The 14,491-nt window shown below is 61.7% G+C and carries 17 protein-coding genes, 1 tRNA gene and 2 pseudogenes; 13 read left to right on the top strand and 7 right to left on the bottom strand.

Annotated elements, in window-relative coordinates:
* Positions 1 to 114 precede the first annotated feature (114 nt).
* Positions 115 to 279: an excisionase family DNA-binding protein gene (locus EWH12_RS22975; protein WP_129926144.1), complete on the top strand. Its 165-nt coding sequence runs from the start codon at positions 115 to 117 to the stop codon at positions 277 to 279.
* Between the two features lie 142 nt (positions 280 to 421).
* A complete protein-coding gene (locus EWH12_RS06540; protein ID WP_129926084.1) occupies positions 422 to 1,648 on the top strand; it encodes a tyrosine-type recombinase/integrase in 1,227 nt (408 codons plus the stop codon).
* A gap of 19 nt (positions 1,649 to 1,667) precedes the next feature.
* On the opposite strand, the gene EWH12_RS06545 is transcribed toward EWH12_RS06540, so the two are convergent.
* A tRNA-Val gene (locus EWH12_RS06545) sits at positions 1,668 to 1,742 on the bottom strand.
* A 134-nt stretch (positions 1,743 to 1,876) separates the two neighbouring features.
* Here EWH12_RS06545 and EWH12_RS06550 point away from each other — a divergent pair.
* Positions 1,877 to 2,005 (top strand): entericidin A/B family lipoprotein, encoded by a 129-nt coding sequence (locus tag EWH12_RS06550; RefSeq protein WP_066601988.1) that lies wholly within the window; start codon positions 1,877 to 1,879, stop codon positions 2,003 to 2,005.
* Between the two features lie 4 nt (positions 2,006 to 2,009).
* Here EWH12_RS06550 and EWH12_RS06555 read toward each other — a convergent pair whose 3' ends face one another.
* A complete protein-coding gene (locus EWH12_RS06555) occupies positions 2,010 to 2,198 on the bottom strand; it encodes a hypothetical protein (RefSeq protein WP_066601986.1) in 189 nt (62 codons plus the stop codon).
* A 176-nt stretch (positions 2,199 to 2,374) separates the two neighbouring features.
* Here EWH12_RS06555 and hslV point away from each other — a divergent pair, with 176 nt between their 5' ends.
* Together hslV and hslU are read left to right on the top strand one after the other, a co-directional pair.
* A complete protein-coding gene (hslV, locus tag EWH12_RS06560) occupies positions 2,375 to 2,941 on the top strand; it encodes an ATP-dependent protease subunit HslV (RefSeq protein ID WP_066601983.1) in 567 nt (188 codons plus the stop codon).
* Positions 2,942 to 2,984: 43 nt separating this feature from the next.
* Positions 2,985 to 4,286 (top strand): ATP-dependent protease ATPase subunit HslU, encoded by a 1,302-nt coding sequence (gene hslU / locus EWH12_RS06565; RefSeq protein ID WP_129926085.1) that lies wholly within the window; start codon positions 2,985 to 2,987, stop codon positions 4,284 to 4,286.
* Between the two features lie 106 nt (positions 4,287 to 4,392).
* On the opposite strand, the gene proS is transcribed toward hslU, so the two are convergent.
* The 3 genes from proS to phaR form a co-directional block, all read right to left on the bottom strand.
* Positions 4,393 to 5,919 (bottom strand): proline--tRNA ligase, encoded by a 1,527-nt coding sequence (proS, locus tag EWH12_RS06570; RefSeq protein WP_129926086.1) that lies wholly within the window; start codon positions 5,917 to 5,919, stop codon positions 4,393 to 4,395.
* Between the two features lie 101 nt (positions 5,920 to 6,020).
* On the bottom strand, positions 6,021 to 6,365 hold the full coding sequence (locus EWH12_RS06575; protein ID WP_066601977.1) for a hypothetical protein: 345 nt from the start codon (positions 6,363 to 6,365) through the stop codon (positions 6,021 to 6,023).
* Between the two features lie 4 nt (positions 6,366 to 6,369).
* On the bottom strand, positions 6,370 to 6,990 hold the full coding sequence (phaR, locus tag EWH12_RS06580; RefSeq protein WP_066601974.1) for a polyhydroxyalkanoate synthesis repressor PhaR: 621 nt from the start codon (positions 6,988 to 6,990) through the stop codon (positions 6,370 to 6,372).
* Between phaR and EWH12_RS06585 the strand changes: the two genes are divergently transcribed.
* Together EWH12_RS06585 and EWH12_RS06590 are read left to right on the top strand one after the other, a co-directional pair.
* Positions 6,989 to 8,077 carry an alpha/beta hydrolase gene (locus EWH12_RS06585; RefSeq protein ID WP_242495968.1) on the top strand — a complete coding sequence of 363 codons (1,089 nt, stop codon included), beginning with the start codon at positions 6,989 to 6,991 and terminating at the stop codon, positions 8,075 to 8,077. The genes phaR and EWH12_RS06585 overlap by 2 nt on opposite strands.
* Positions 8,078 to 8,124: 47 nt before the next feature.
* Positions 8,125 to 9,297 (top strand): acetyl-CoA C-acetyltransferase, encoded by a 1,173-nt coding sequence (locus EWH12_RS06590; RefSeq protein ID WP_066605265.1) that lies wholly within the window; start codon positions 8,125 to 8,127, stop codon positions 9,295 to 9,297.
* Positions 9,298 to 9,358: 61 nt separating this feature from the next.
* Here the strand turns inward: EWH12_RS06590 and EWH12_RS06595 are convergent, their stop codons facing one another.
* A complete protein-coding gene (locus EWH12_RS06595) occupies positions 9,359 to 9,508 on the bottom strand; it encodes a DUF2256 domain-containing protein (RefSeq protein WP_129926088.1) in 150 nt (49 codons plus the stop codon).
* A gap of 189 nt (positions 9,509 to 9,697) precedes the next feature.
* Here EWH12_RS06595 and EWH12_RS06600 point away from each other — a divergent pair.
* From EWH12_RS06600 to EWH12_RS06610, 3 genes and pseudogenes are all read left to right on the top strand, one after another.
* A pseudogene (locus EWH12_RS06600) lies at positions 9,698 to 9,823 on the top strand (IS5-like element IS711 family transposase); the annotation flags it as partial.
* A gap of 19 nt (positions 9,824 to 9,842) precedes the next feature.
* A pseudogene (locus EWH12_RS06605) lies at positions 9,843 to 10,075 on the top strand (deoxyribodipyrimidine photo-lyase); the annotation flags it as partial.
* A gap of 253 nt (positions 10,076 to 10,328) precedes the next feature.
* Positions 10,329 to 10,712 carry a c-type cytochrome gene (locus tag EWH12_RS06610; RefSeq protein ID WP_129926089.1) on the top strand — a complete coding sequence of 128 codons (384 nt, stop codon included), beginning with the start codon at positions 10,329 to 10,331 and terminating at the stop codon, positions 10,710 to 10,712.
* A gap of 7 nt (positions 10,713 to 10,719) precedes the next feature.
* On the opposite strand, the gene EWH12_RS06615 is transcribed toward EWH12_RS06610, so the two are convergent.
* Positions 10,720 to 11,481: a competence/damage-inducible protein A gene (locus EWH12_RS06615; RefSeq protein ID WP_129926090.1), complete on the bottom strand. Its 762-nt coding sequence runs from the start codon at positions 11,479 to 11,481 to the stop codon at positions 10,720 to 10,722.
* 80 nt (positions 11,482 to 11,561) lie between these two features.
* On the opposite strand from EWH12_RS06615, the gene map reads away from it, so the two are divergent.
* From map to glnA, 3 genes are all read left to right on the top strand, one after another.
* Positions 11,562 to 12,392 (top strand): type I methionyl aminopeptidase, encoded by an 831-nt coding sequence (map, locus tag EWH12_RS06620; RefSeq protein ID WP_066601959.1) that lies wholly within the window; start codon positions 11,562 to 11,564, stop codon positions 12,390 to 12,392.
* Between the two features lie 243 nt (positions 12,393 to 12,635).
* Positions 12,636 to 12,974 carry a P-II family nitrogen regulator gene (locus EWH12_RS06625; RefSeq protein ID WP_066601956.1) on the top strand — a complete coding sequence of 113 codons (339 nt, stop codon included), beginning with the start codon at positions 12,636 to 12,638 and terminating at the stop codon, positions 12,972 to 12,974.
* An 84-nt stretch (positions 12,975 to 13,058) separates the two neighbouring features.
* Positions 13,059 to 14,471: a type I glutamate--ammonia ligase gene (gene glnA, locus EWH12_RS06630; RefSeq protein ID WP_066601954.1), complete on the top strand. Its 1,413-nt coding sequence runs from the start codon at positions 13,059 to 13,061 to the stop codon at positions 14,469 to 14,471.
* The last annotated feature ends 20 nt before the right edge of the window (positions 14,472 to 14,491 follow it).

Below are 14,491 nucleotides of genomic sequence, written 5' to 3' on the forward strand. Positions count from 1 at the left end.
CTGGAAACAATCGGCGCGGTGAGCCATAACCCCATTGTCAGCCTGCCAGCTCTGGCTGCCTGACCCGAACCCGATCCCGATCCTGCCGTGGATTGACGGTTCCTACACCACCTCCTGGGACACGACCGAACCGGCTGGCCCGAAAGCCGCATTCGCAGCCTCATAGCTTCGAACAAAATTCGCTACCTGCGCATCGGCAAGAACATCCTGATCCCGGCTGATGCTCTTGAGGAGTATGTCCGCGTAAATACGGTCATGCCCGAAGGCACAGCCGAATGACCGAAAGCACCAAATTATCCCGAAAAATCAAACGCGCCATACGGCTCAACACCGGCATGAAGTTCACAGCAGAGCAGGTTTTGCAGAGCGTTGACTTGGGCTTGCTCGACGCCGTCACTGCCAAAGAAAATGAGGAGCTGAAATGTCACGCGAGACGTCACCCTATCGTGTCGGAGACCACTGGCTTGACAAGCGTAGAGATGGACGCAGTCCGGACATCTGGCAAATCGCGGAATACGACCCTAAAACTCGATCGACACGCTATATCAGTACTAAGCAGCGGGATTTAGAGACCGCGAAATCGACGATCCATGCGTATGTGGAAAAGCTACGCTCTAAGAAATCGCAGTCTATGGAGGACGCTAAAATTGTCCCGCAGCTCATTTTATATAATGAGGAACATGGGAAGCTCGTCGAAAATCCTGGGAACATTGACCGATCGCTGCGGCTCTTCATCGGCTTTCTGATGCAGGATGACATTGGGGTGAATGCCACTGTCAGCGACATCAAGCCGGTCGTAATAAATCGCTTCATCACATGGCGAATGCGCCCTCATGGCTACAAGCTGGCATGGGGCGGGCGCGATCACGAGTTTATCTCAGATGGCGTCAAGGGAGCGTCAGTTCAGCGAAATATCAACGATATCCGCGCTGCCATCATTCATGCGGCCAACAATGGGCGCATTCCATATGTTCCGCGCATACCAAGCGTTCCGAAGAAGTTTGAGTCTCCGCCGTCTGACCTGACTTACACTATAGATCAGATGGGCGCGATACTGGCCTATGCCACCGACAATCCACCCATGTATCGATGGCTGGCCCTGATGATGGCGACGGCAATGAGACCTGACGCAGCCTTGGCCTTCGATCCTAGTCTGCAATGGCAGGAGAAGATCGGACTGCTCGATCTGCATCCCAGGGATTGGCCGAGAACCGACAAGCAAAACCCTGTGGTTCAAGCGATCGCGCCTTTTGTCCCTATCCTGAGGCAATGGAGGGCAGCACCTCACCCGATTGTCCAATCCCGGAAAAAGGCGTGGGGAAATCTGCGGAAAGCCCTCTGCTTACCGTCGAAAGCGATTCCCAAGACGATCCGACATTCTATCGCAACGCAGCTTCGCAGGCGCGGAGTGGCAATGCAGCTGATCAGCGAGCAGCTTGGCCATTCAAGCCTAAACCGCACCACAGCGATCTACGCTCGATACGATCCAGAGTTCTTGGGAGACTTACCCGCAACGCTGACTACCATATTTCAGGAGATCCTTGCCGCAGCAAATCAGTGGTCTGCGGACCATTTGCTGACCACCGGCCCCACAGGGCAGCGGATCATTCAGCGAAAAATGGAGATGGAATATGTTACAACTACTTGAAGTACCACCGGAAATCCGATGGTGGGCGCGGCAGGGATTGAACCTGCGACCCCACCCGTGTGAAGGGTGTGCTCTACCACTGAGCTACGCGCCCCTGTAAGGAGGAGGCGGCCTTTGGCATCGGCCGCGCGCCCTGTCAATATCCTGGGATCGATTTGACGCAAAAGCGTTTTCGCGCGGCCGCATCGCCCTCTATAAGGGGCTGTGGAAATTACGGAGCCAGCCTTGATGTCAAAGTCTCTTGCCCTGCTGATCGCAAGCCTGCTGCTCACGGCGCTGGCCGCCTGCAATACGGTGCAGGGCGTGGGTCGGGACATCGAATCGGTCGGACGCGCCGGCAAAGACGCGATGCACTGACGAATTATTGGAGGATGCGGCTCATCGCCGTCATATTCTTGCGCAGGCGCACGCCGTCGCAATCCGGCTCGCCACATTCGCACACTTCGATGGTATAACGCACGCCACACATGACCAATATGTCATGGTCGAAGGAATAGTTGGAGATGCCCGCTCGCTCGACCTTTTCCTGCGCCCTGGCCTTGAGAGTCATGCGTGTCCTCCCCCTAATCTGTGGGACGTGGATAATTGATGTTGCGATGCACAATGTCAATTGATGGACATTTGTTCCTGAACAATTTGTAAGAATATTGTCGCTGAAATGACACGCTTCGCCCCATCGCCACCCCTGACTTGCACGCGACGGCGCAGCGTCCCATATGCCGCGTCATGAACGACCAACGCAGCTCGTCCATGCCCGTCTGGCATGGCACCACCATCATGTCAGCCCGCAAGAATGGAAAGGTCGTCGTCGCCGGCGATGGCCAGGTGTCCATGGGCCAGACCGTAATGAAGCCCAATGCCCGCAAGGTCCGCCGGCTGCACGACGGCAGCGTGATCGGCGGCTTCGCCGGTGCCACCGCCGACGCCTTCACCCTGTTCGAACGGCTGGAGGCCAAGCTGGAACGCCATAACGGCCAGTTGATGCGCTCGGCGGTGGAACTGGCCAAGGACTGGCGCACCGACAAATATCTGCGCAACCTGGAAGCGATGATGATCGTCGCGGACAAGGATGTCACGCTGATCCTGACCGGCAATGGCGACGTGCTGGAGCCGCTGAACGGCGTAGCCGCGATCGGTTCGGGCGGTAATTTCGCCCTCGCCGCCGCGCGCGCGCTGATGGAATATGAGGAAGACGCCGAAACTCTCGCCCGCAAGGCGATGGCCGTCGCGGCCGACATCTGCGTCTACACCAACGACCAGTTGACCATCGAAACGCTGGACAGCGCCGCCTAAACTAAAAAAGCCCCTCCCTTGAAAGGGAGGGGGGAGTCTTTTAATGAACGACAACCTGACCCCCAAAGCCATCGTCGCCGCGCTCGACGCACATATTATCGGCCAGCAGGACGCCAAGCGCGCCGTTGCGGTCGCGCTGCGCAACCGCTGGCGCCGCCAGCACCTGTCCGCCGATTTGCGCGACGAGGTGACGCCCAAGAATATCCTCATGATCGGGCCGACGGGCTGCGGCAAGACCGAGATCAGCCGCCGCCTCGCCAAGCTGGCCGACGCCCCCTTCGTCAAGGTCGAGGCGACTAAATTCACCGAGGTCGGCTATGTCGGCCGCGACGTCGAACAGATCGTCCGCGATCTGGTCGAGGAAGCTGTGCGGCTGGAGAAGGACCGCCGCCGCGAAGCCGTGCGCGAAGCCGCCTCGGAAGCCGCCATGGCGCGGCTGCTCGATGCGCTTACCGGCAAGGAAGCGAGCGAAGCCACACGCCTCTCCTTCCGCCAGAAGATCGAAGCCGACCAGATGAACGAGGTCGAAGTCGAGGTGGAAGTCGCCGACAGCCCCTCCATGCCGATGGAAATCCCCGGCATGGGCGGACAGGTCGGCATGATCAACCTGTCCGACATGATGTCCAAGGCGTTCGGCCAGCAGCAGAAGAAGCGCCGCAAGATGCGCGTCGCCGAAGCCTGGGACAAGCTGGTCGAGGAAGAGCAGGACAAGCGGCTGGACCAGGACGACGTCGCGCGCACCGCGATCACCAGCGCCGAGCAGAATGGCATCGTTTTCCTCGACGAGATCGACAAGATCGCGGTCAGCGATGTGCGCGGCGGCTCCGTCAGCCGCGAAGGCGTGCAGCGCGATCTGCTGCCGCTGATCGAAGGGACGACCGTATCGACCAAATATGGCCCGCTCAAGACCGACCATATCCTCTTCATCGCGTCGGGCGCCTTCCATGTCGCCAAGCCCAGCGACCTGCTGCCCGAACTCCAGGGCCGGCTGCCGATTCGCGTCGAGTTGAAGGCGCTGACCGAGGAGGATTTCGTCGCCATCCTCTCCGATACCAAGGCCAGCCTCGTCGCCCAATATCGCGCGCTGCTGGCGACCGAGGAGGTGACGATCGACCTGACGCCCGACGGCATCCGCGCCGTCGCGAAGATCGCCGCCGACGTGAACAGCGAGATCGAGAATATCGGCGCCCGCCGCCTACAGACGGTGATGGAAAAGCTGCTGGAGGATGTCAGCTTCGAAGCCGAAGACCGCCGTGGCGAAACGCTCGTGATCGATGCGGTCTATGTCGAGAAGCAATTGTCAGCGGTCGCTCACGACACCGACCTCAGCAAATATGTTCTGTAATTAGGCGAAAACGGGATGAGAGGGGAAACCATCCTCTCATCCCGCTCCGATTTACCAAATCTCCGTTCGCTCGAAACGAACGACCTACTGATTAAAAGTCAGTTGCTCAGTAACTGCGCCCAACCAGCACGCGCTCCACGGCCTGCCCGCCGGTGAAGATACACGCGCCGTCCGCCGCGTCCGCATCCAGTGGCACGTTGCGCAGCGTCAGCTTCTCGCCCTTGAGCCACTGCACCACCTTTTCCAGCGCCTCGCCGGTCGGCCTGGCCCACTGGACCAGCGCCCAGCCGGGCCTGGCGCTGGCGTTAAAATAGGCTTTCAGCGCGTCTAGCGTGCCGATCGAGCGATCGATGCTGCCGTCCAGCCGGCCTTTGGCGTCGGCGAAGAGGGACGCCTGAATATCCTCCAGCATGGCGGTTGCGCCCGCCACGAAATCGCCCTTGGCGACGATCTGGCTGTCGAGCTTGCCATCCTCGCGATAGAGGCGATCGCGGCGGATCACCGACACATTCCCGCCGGCGACGTCACGCCCGCCGACCTCGATCACGATCGGCGCGCCCTTCTTCACCCAGCCCCAGCGCTTGGTCGCGGCCTTGGCGGGCCGCTTGTCGAGCAGCGCGCGCACCGGCTCGCGGAAGGCGTCCAGCTCATTGAGGGACGCCACCAGTTCGCCGCAATAATCCAAAATCGCGGCGTCCTCGTCATTGTCGCGCAGCATCGGCACCACGACGACCTGATAGGGCGCGACGCGCGGCGGCACGCGCAGGCCATCATCGTCGCCATGGACCATGATGAGGCCGCCGATCATGCGGGTGGACATGCCCCAGCTGGTCGTCTGCGCCAGCTCTTGGCTACCTTCGGCATTCTGGAACTTGATATTCTGCGCCTGGCTGAAAGTCGTGCCCAGGAAATGCGACGTGCCCGCCTGCAACGCTTTGCCGTCCTGCATCATCGCCTCGATCGAATAGGTCGCGACGGCGCCGGGGAAGCGCTCATTCTCCGGCTTCTCGCCCGCGACCACCGGCAGGCCGACGCACTCCTCGGCGAAGCTGCGATAGACTTCCAGCATCTTCATCGTCTCTTCCATCGCCTCATCGACGGTGGCGTGCGCGGTATGACCCTCCTGCCAGAGGAACTCGCTGGTGCGGAGGAACATGCGGGTGCGCATTTCCCAGCGCACGACATTGGCCCACTGGTTGATGAGAACCGGCAGGTCGCGCCAGCTCTGCACCCAGCGGCTGAACGCCGCGCCGATCACGGTTTCGGACGTCGGCCGCACGACCAGCGGCTCCTCCAGCTTGGCTTCGGGGTCCGGCACCAGCTTGCCATCCTTCTGAATCAGCCGGTGATGGGTGACGACCGCCATTTCCTTGGCGAAGCCGTCGACATGCTCGGCCTCCTTCTCGAAATAGGAAAGCGGAATGAACAGCGGGAAATAGCAATTTTCATGCCCCGTCGCCTTGATCCGGGCGTCGAGCAACGCCTGGATACGCTCCCATATGCCATAGCCCCAGGGACGGATGACCATGCAGCCGCGCACGCCGCTTTCCTCGGCCAGGTCGGCCTCCGAAATGACGGCCTGATACCAGGCGGAAAAATCCTGTTCGCGGGTGACGGAAAGGGCGTGTTTCACGGGATCGAAAACCTGACGTAAAAAGGGAATGGCGCGCCATAAGCCAGAGGCGGCGTCCCTGTCGACCCCCGACGACAGGGCGCGTGCCGATCGGCGGCGCGTCAGGCGGTCGCCGCGCCCATCTCTTCCAGCCAGGCCTTCGCCTGCCTGGGTTCGCCGACCGCATCGGCCGCGGCGGGACCGCGCGCCGCCATGAAGCGCTGATGCAGCGCAAAGGGCTCCAGCCCCAGCGTATCGCGCATCCCGTCAATCTCGTCCGCCAGTTCCCCCAGCGCCGCTATGACGGGCGCGACGCGCGTGCGCGCGACCTTGTCCTTCTGATGGTCGAACAGGCCCCATTGCCCGCTCGCCGCCACCCGCAGGGCCGCGATCAACGCATCGCGATACTCAGCCTCCACCTCTTCTCGGCGGACGTCCAACCGTTCCAGCCTGTCCGCCTTCGCCATCGCTTCAGGTCAGCTTGTCGATCTTGGCGTTGAGCGCGGCGAGCTGGGCCTTCAGATCGTTGATCTCGTCGTCCTTGCTGCCATCGGTCGCCGCCGGGGTGACGACGGGGGGTGGCGTCATGCCTGGCATCCCAGGGATACCCGGGATCCCCGGGATACCCGGCATCCCCGGCACGCCATTGCCGAAGGCGCTGGCCGCCGCTTCGAACATTTGCATGTTGCGCTTGGCGATATCGGCCAAAGGACCGCCGCCGAAGGCGCCCTTCATAGCTTCCTGAAACTGCTGCTGGTTTTTGCGGAATGCGTCCATCGACGCCTCCAGATATTGCGGCACCATCGATTGCATCGAATCGCCATACATGGCGATCAACTGGCGCAGGAAGTTGACCGGCAGCATATTCTTGCCGCGCTGCTCCTCCTCCATGATGATCTGGGTCAGGACATTATGGGTTATGTCCTCGCCGGTCTTGGCGTCGACCACGGTGAATTCGCGTCCTTCGCGCGTCATCTGCGACAAAAGGTCCAGCGTGATATAGCTTGAAGTTTCGGTATTATAGAGCCGCCGATTGGCGTACTTCTTGATAACGACCGGCTCCGATTCATTAGCGGTCTTAGATTTGGCCATGGATTCCTCTCCCACACCTGAACATCTCGCATTAGCACAGGGCGATGCCGCACCGCAACATGGGCCGCGGCCATTACCCCTTTTTCTCAATATTTTATGGCGCGAAACGGAGGGAAATCCTGACCTGCGCCGCCGCGCGTTTCAGGGGTTGCGTAAATATCAGGACGCCGCCCGCCCCGCCGCCCCGCCGCCCGCGCCTTGCGTCGCCACCGCCGGCCCTGCCCGATTGCTGCAGCATGGTGCGGAAAATGGCCGTTCCCCGGTTGTTTTCATCCCTTCGCTCATCAATCCGCCGCGCGTGCTGGACCTGTCGCAAAGCCGGTCCTTGCTGCGCCACATGGTTGCAGCGGGCCATGACGCGCACCTGATCGATTGGGGCACCCCCACATCGCAGGACGCTATGCTCGGCCTCGATGGCCATGTCATCCATCGGCTGCTGCCCCTTCTCGCCACGCTGCCCCGCCCGCCGATCCTGGTCGGCTATTGCCTGGGCGGCAGCCTGGCGCTGGGCGCAGCAGCCATGGCCGCCTTTCCCGCGGTAGCGAGCATCGCTGCACCTTGGCGGTTCGATGCCTTCCCCGCCGCTGATCTGCAATTGATCGGAGGCTTGTGGAACGGCGCGCGGGCGATGAGCGAGCGGATCGGCTATGTCCCCATGGAGGTGCTCCAATCGGGTTTCTGGGCGATGGACCCGGCCCGCACCATTCGCAAATATGCCGCCTTCGCCGACATGGAAGCAGGGTCGGACGCCGAACGCGCCTTCCTGGCTGTGGAGGATTGGGCCAATGGCGGCGCACCGCTGACCTTCGCGGCGGGGCGCGATCTGTTCGATCATTTCTACGCCGGCAATGTCAGCGGCCGTGGCCAATGGCGCATCGATGGCCGCCCCGTGGACCCTGCCGCGCTCGATTGCCCGACCCTGTCGATCGTGTCGACCAGCGACCGCATCGTGCCCGCCGCCGCCGGCCCTCGCTTGCGCGAAGAACGCAGCCTTTCGCTCGGCCATGTCGGCATGGTGGTGGGTGGCGGCGCCCGCGAAACGCTTTGGGAACCGCTGTCCCACTGGCTTTTCAGCCATGGCGGTTGATGCTATTGCGCCTGCGAAAACAACCACCGGAATCGAGGATCAAGCCTTTGTCAGACATCGTTATCACCGCCGCCAAGCGCACCGCCGTCGGCAGCTTCATGGGCGCTTTCGGCTCGACCCCTGCGCACGAACTTGGCCGCCAGGCGATCATCGCCGCGCTCGCGCAGGCGGGCGTCGCGCCCGATGAAGTGGACGAAGTGATCCTGGGCCAGGTATTGGCCGCCGGCCAGGGCCAGAACCCCGCGCGTCAGGCCGCCGTCAACGCCGGCATCCCGGTCGAACGCACCGCCATCGGCCTCAACCAGCTATGCGGTTCGGGCCTGCGCGCCGTCGCGCTCGCGGCGCAGGCGATCCGCGCCGGCGACGCCAACATCATGGTCGCGGGCGGCCAGGAAAGCATGTCGCTCGCTCCCCATGCGCAATATCTGCGCGCCGGCAGCAAGATGGGCAATGTCAGCCTCATTGACACGATGATCCATGACGGCCTGACCGACGCCTTCAACAATTATCATATGGGCATCACGGCCGAAAATCTGGCCGAGAAATATCAGATCAGCCGCGAAGCGCAGGATATCTTCGCCGTCGCCAGCCAGAACAAGGCCGAAGCCGCACGCGCATCGGGCCGCTTCGCCGACGAAATCGTGCCGGTTACGATCAAGGGGCGCAAGGGCGACACCATCGTCGATGCCGACGAATATATCCGCGCCGGCGCCACCATCGAGGCGATGGAAAAGCTCAAGCCCGCCTTCAAGAAGGACGGCACCGTCACCGCCGCCAACGCCAGCGGCCTCAATGACGGCGCCGCCGCGCTGGTGCTGATGACCGCCGATGCCGCCGCCAAGCGCGGCGCGACCATCCTGGGTCGCATCGCCGGCTTCGCTACCTGCGGCGTCGATCCGGCGATCATGGGGATCGGCCCCGCCCCGGCCAGCCGCAAGGCGCTGGAAAAGGCCGGCTGGTCGGTCGCGGACCTCGACCTGATCGAAGCCAATGAAGCCTTCGCCGCGCAGGCTCTGTCGGTCGGCCAGGAACTGGGCTGGGACGCCGAGAAGGTCAACGTCAATGGCGGCGCGATCGCCATCGGCCACCCGATCGGCGCGTCGGGCGCGCGCGTGCTGACCACTCTTCTCTACGAAATGGCCAAGCGCGACGCCAAGAAGGGCCTCGCCACCCTGTGCATCGGCGGCGGCATGGGCGTCGCCATGTGCATCGAACGCTGATCGCCTGACCTGCCAAAAAAAGGCGGTCGCTCCCACCAGAGCGGCCGCCTTTTTTTTCATGTCAGCCATTCTTCGCGCCGGCTCGACACAGATCGGAACAATAGACGACATTGTCCCAATCGCGCTCCCACTTCTTACGCCAGGCAAAGGGGCGCTGACACACAGGGCACATCTTGGTCGGCAGATCGCGTTTGGCAACTCCGCGTGGCATATGGTTCGTTCCCTTGGAGCCTTATGGCTTTACATTCACCCGTTCGCTTCGAGCGAAGTCGAGAAGCCTGTAGCGCCATACCCACGTTGCTCGACTTCGCTCGAAACGAACGGAACAAGATGGTTCGACATAACGCCGTCAAGGCCTAGGTGCTGTCTGCATTTAGAGGATTCCGTTTGCTGATGAGTTCTCTTCAAGGTCGTCGATGCGATCGGCCTGCCGCTGCGAATCCATCCAACATCGGGGCAATATGGCGATTGCCCACAGTCCGAGGCGCTCCTGTCCGGTTTGCAGGTTGGCCATGTCATTGCCAATGACCTCGGTGCAACCGCATGCGTCGCGGGTCCATGCACTACATCATTATGAACCCCGGTGGCGCACTCTGCCTCCATAACGGCGGCCTGTTGCCGCCGCCGGGGGCGGTGCGTACCGGGGCTGGCGGCCTGCCGACGATGCCGGACTGGACGCCGGGCGAGGAGGGCGCGCGCCAATGTTGCGAATTTTGTCGATGAGGCCAGCTATTATCCGACCGCCCGCAACCTGCCCACGATCGAGGGGACGTCGCGATAACCTTGCCCGGCTGGATGAAAGTCTGCGCGATATGCGTGCTGGTAGCGGACCGCGACCCTCGCGGTGATCTCTGACACCGACGGTCTCTCTGCGGCAAAACGCCGTATGTCAGCGAATGGCGCATCACATTATAAGCCGCGCCAGTTGACGTCCATACGCTTAAACTCCCATTCAGACGGAAAGCCATAAAGGCGCATGAGCGGCAGAAAGGCCCAAGCCCCGCCGTTTCATCTTTCAAGGGAAACTTTTCATGCCGCTTGCGATCGTATCGAGACTGTTCGTCCTGACTGCCCTGTGCGCAGCCAGTTCCCCTGCAATCGCGCAGGCGGGCGATCCGGTCAAAGGGAAGACGGTGTTCGCACGCTGCGCGCTATGCCATGATGTGAAGGCAGGGCCGAAGAAGATGGGTCCGTCGCTCGCCGGGATATTCGGCCGCACGTCGGGCACCATGGCGGGCTTCACCTATTCGCCCGCGATGCAAAAGGCGAAGATTCGCTGGGACGCCAAGAGCATCGATACCTTCCTGACCAAGCCGAGCGGACTGGTGCCGGGCAACCGCATGGCCTTTGCCGGCGTGCCCAACCCGGTCGACCGCGCCAACCTGATCGCCTATTTGAAGGCCGAAGCCAAGTAAACGACTGCTAGATCCCGCCCGCCGTCACGGTCCAGCCGCCGCGTTCCAGCGCGGCGCCGAGATCGGCGGCGCAGGCGTTTAGCGTCGTCGCATCGGTCGAACGAATCACGAAATTGGCGCCGGTGCGGCCTTCGCGGAAAAAGGGATAGCTGCCGATCTGGCAATCCTCATGCGCGCGTTCGGTCGAGGCAAGCAGGTCGGCGATCTCGCTTTCGGCCACCCAGCAGCCGATCGTCGCGGACAGCAGCGGCAGGCCGCCTTCCAGCGTGCCGGTCAGGCTGTCGAGCATACCAGCGGTGATATAGGGCACGCCGGCCATGATGAAGATATTGCCATGGCGGATGCCGGGCGCGCCGGACATGTGATTTTCGATCAGGGCCGCGCCAGCAGGCACCCGCGCCATACGCAATCGCGCCTCGGTCAATCCGCCGCGGGTTTCATAATAGCCGGACAGAATGGCGCGCGCACCTTCGTGGATTTCCACCTCCACACCCAGCGCCGCGGCAATCGCGTCCACCGTGATATCGTCATGAGTCGGGCCAATGCCGCCGGTCGTGAACAGATAATCGTTGCGCGCGCGCAGAGCGTTGACCGCCTCGACAATCGCGTCCTGCACATCGGGCACGACGCGCACTTCGCGCAGGCGAATACCCTGGACGCCCAGCCAACTGGCGACTTGGGCGATATTCTTGTCCTGGGTGCGGCCAGAAAGGATTTCGTCGCCGATCACGATCAGCGCTGCGGTCCAGATGCGGGTCGGATCGGCCATGCGCCAGCCCATAGCCTGCCCCGGACGCCCTGCCTAGTCGCCCTCTCGCATTATGCCGCTATTACGCCTATAAATAGGGCATGACCGACTATATGACGATGACGGCCGATGCGCCGATTTCCCGCTCCGCTGCGATCAAACTGTATGACGAATCCGGTTTCGCCGGTATGCGCAAGGCCGGGCGGCTCGCCGCAGAGATATTGGACGCGCTCGTGCCGCATGTCGTGCCGGGCGTCACCACCGGCGAACTGGACGACATCGTGCGCCGCATGTCGCTGGACGGCGGCGGGGTGCCCGCGACCCTGGGGTATCGCGGCTATACCCATAGCTGCTGCATCTCGCTCAATAATGTGATCTGCCATGGCATTCCGGGCGACCATCGACTGAAGGACGGCGATATCCTGAATATCGACGTCACACCGCTGGTCGATGGCTGGCATGGCGACACCAGCCGCATGTTCATAGTCGGCGACGCCGCGATCAAGGCGCGGCGGCTGGTCGAAGTCACCTATGAATGTCTGATGCTGGGCATCGAGCAGGCCAAGCCCGGCAATCATCTGGGCGACATTGGCTATGTGATCCAGCGGCACGCCGAAAAGCACCGATATGGCGTAGTGCGCGATTTTTGCGGCCATGGCCTGGGCCGAGTGTTTCATGACAGCCCCGAAGTCGTCCATGTCGGCCGTCCCGGCACCGGCCCTGAACTGCGCCCCGGCATGTTCTTCACGATCGAGCCGATGATCAACATCGGGAAGCCCGGCGTGAAGATGATGGACGATGGTTGGACCGCGGTGACGCGCGACCGGACTCTGTCGGCCCAATTCGAACATAGCATCGGCATCACCGAAACAGGCTGCGAGATATTCACCAAGAGCCCTGCGGGCCTGGACTGTCCGCCTTACGCGCTCTGACGATCGGAACACTGCCCAAAAAACGGGCAGAGAGTTATGATATTGCCCTGAATCCGGGCAATATGGACAAAGATTGCTGCATCGCCGAAAGCATGTCCTAGCGATTCGCCACTTGGCACGGTAATTGATTGTTAAGGGGAACGGCGCCGGCCTTGGGGGGCATGACGATCGTTCCCTCAAGGAGAGAGGAATGCGGGTCGCCCCCGCATTCTGTGCGTGCGTCATGGGTTGGGATTACGAGTGATGAAAAAGATCGAAGCGATCATAAAGCCATTCAAGCTGGACGAGGTGAAGGAAGCGCTCCACGAAGTGGGCGTGTCTGGCATCACCGTAACCGAGGCCAAGGGCTTCGGCCGCCAGAAGGGGCATACCGAACTGTATCGCGGCGCAGAATATGTCGTCGATTTCCTGCCCAAAGTGAAGCTGGAGGTCGTTGTCGACGATTCGCTGGCCGACCGCGTGGTCGAGGCGATTTGTTCTGCGGCGCAGACCGGTCGCATCGGCGACGGCAAAATCTTCATTTCCGCGGTCGAAGGCGCCGTGCGTATCCGCACCGGCGAGCGGGACAGCGACGCGATCTGATTTAACCAATTTTCGCCGAGCCGGGCGGGAACAGACTTCAACTGCCCCTTCGGGGGGGTATTTTTGAGAGAAGGGCAAAAGCACATGGCCAATACGCCAAAAGACATCCTGAAGATGATCGAAGAAAAGGAGATCGAATGGGTCGATGTCCGCTTCACCGATACGAAGGGCGCCTGGCACCATCTGACCATGTGCGCAGGCGTGATCGGCGAAGATGAACTGACCGATGGCCTGATGTTCGACGGCTCCTCGATCGAGGGCTGGAAGGAAATCAACGAATCGGACATGATCCTGAAGCCGGATCTGGACGCGGTCTATGTCGATCCGTTCAGCGCCACGCCGATGCTGATCCTGGTTTGCGACATCGTCGAACCCGAAGATGGCTCGCTTTATGCCCGCGACCCGCGCTCGACTGCCAAGCGCGCCGAAGCCTTCCTCAAGACCACCGGCCTTGGCGATACTGTCTATATCGGCCCGGAACCCGAATTCTTCATGTTCGACGACGTGAAGTTCGAGAACAGCTACAACTCCAGTTCGTACAAGCTGGACGACGTTGAACTGCCAACCAACTCGAACACCACTTATGAAGGCGGCAATATGGGCCACCGCCCGCGCGCCAAGGGTGGTTACTTCCCGGTCGGCCCTGTCGATGTCACCACCGACATCCGCGCCGAAATGGTGTCCACCCTGCTGGAAATGGGTCTGCCCATGGACAAGCATCACCATGAAGTCGCGGGTAGCCAGCACGAGTTGGGCCTGACTTTCGGCAAGCTGGTCGAAACCTGCGACCGCATCCAGATCTACAAATATGTCGTGAAAATGGTCGCCCAGGCCTATGGCAAGACCGCGACCTTCATGCCCAAGCCGATCAAGGCCGACAATGGTTCGGGGATGCACACCCACATCTCGATCTGGAACGAAGGCAAGAACACCTTCGCCGGTGACGGCTACGCCGGCCTGTCGGAAACCTGCCTGTTCTTCATCGGCGGCGTCATCAAGCACGCCAAGGCGATCAACGCCTTCACAAATCCGACAACCAACAGCTACAAGCGCCTGGTGCCCGGTTTCGAAGCCCCTGTGCTGCTCGCCTATTCGGCGCGCAACCGTTCGGCATCGTGCCGCATCCCCTATGGCGCCGGCACCAAGGCGAAGCGCGTCGAATTCCGCTTCCCCGATCCGCTCGCCAACAGCTATCTCGCCACCTCGGCGCTGCTGATGGCCGGCATCGACGGGATCGAGAACAAGATCCACCCCGGCGGTCCGATGGACAAGAATCTGTACGACCTGCCGCCCGCCGAACTGAGCCAGGTGCCGACCGTCTGCGGTTCGCTGCGTGAAGCGCTGGACAGCCTCGCTGCCGACCACGATTTCCTGCTCAAGGGCGGCGTGTTCACCAAGGACCAGATCGATGCCTATATCGAACTGAAATGGCCTGAGGTATATGCCTGGGAAATGGCGCCGTCGCCGGTCGAATTCGACATGTACTATAGCGGCTGATCCTTTCAGCGCTGTTTTTG

It is taken from the genome of Sphingobium cupriresistens (assembly GCF_004152865.1).
GTDB classification, from domain to species: domain Bacteria; phylum Pseudomonadota; class Alphaproteobacteria; order Sphingomonadales; family Sphingomonadaceae; genus Sphingobium; species Sphingobium cupriresistens.

Excerpts from the sequence above, each read along its gene's own strand:
- EWH12_RS06540 (WP_129926084.1), top strand. The coding sequence starts at position 422 with ATGTCACGCGAGACGTCACCCTATCGTGTCGGAGACCACTGGCTTGAC.
- EWH12_RS06550 (WP_066601988.1), top strand. The coding sequence starts at position 1,877 with ATGTCAAAGTCTCTTGCCCTGCTGATCGCAAGCCTGCTGCTCACGGCG.
- EWH12_RS06555 (WP_066601986.1), bottom strand. The coding sequence starts at position 2,198 with ATGACTCTCAAGGCCAGGGCGCAGGAAAAGGTCGAGCGAGCGGGCATC.
- hslV (WP_066601983.1), top strand. The coding sequence starts at position 2,375 with ATGAACGACCAACGCAGCTCGTCCATGCCCGTCTGGCATGGCACCACC.
- hslU (WP_129926085.1), top strand. The coding sequence starts at position 2,985 with ATGAACGACAACCTGACCCCCAAAGCCATCGTCGCCGCGCTCGACGCA.
- EWH12_RS06575 (WP_066601977.1), bottom strand. The coding sequence starts at position 6,365 with ATGGCGAAGGCGGACAGGCTGGAACGGTTGGACGTCCGCCGAGAAGAG.
- EWH12_RS06585 (WP_242495968.1), top strand. The coding sequence starts at position 6,989 with ATGGATTCCTCTCCCACACCTGAACATCTCGCATTAGCACAGGGCGAT.
- phaR (WP_066601974.1), bottom strand. The coding sequence starts at position 6,990 with ATGGCCAAATCTAAGACCGCTAATGAATCGGAGCCGGTCGTTATCAAG.
- EWH12_RS06595 (WP_129926088.1), bottom strand. The coding sequence starts at position 9,508 with ATGCCACGCGGAGTTGCCAAACGCGATCTGCCGACCAAGATGTGCCCT.
- EWH12_RS06610 (WP_129926089.1), top strand. The coding sequence starts at position 10,329 with ATGCCGCTTGCGATCGTATCGAGACTGTTCGTCCTGACTGCCCTGTGC.
- EWH12_RS06615 (WP_129926090.1), bottom strand. The coding sequence starts at position 11,481 with ATGGCCGATCCGACCCGCATCTGGACCGCAGCGCTGATCGTGATCGGC.
- map (WP_066601959.1), top strand. The coding sequence starts at position 11,562 with ATGACCGACTATATGACGATGACGGCCGATGCGCCGATTTCCCGCTCC.
- EWH12_RS06625 (WP_066601956.1), top strand. The coding sequence starts at position 12,636 with ATGAAAAAGATCGAAGCGATCATAAAGCCATTCAAGCTGGACGAGGTG.
- glnA (WP_066601954.1), top strand. The coding sequence starts at position 13,059 with ATGGCCAATACGCCAAAAGACATCCTGAAGATGATCGAAGAAAAGGAG.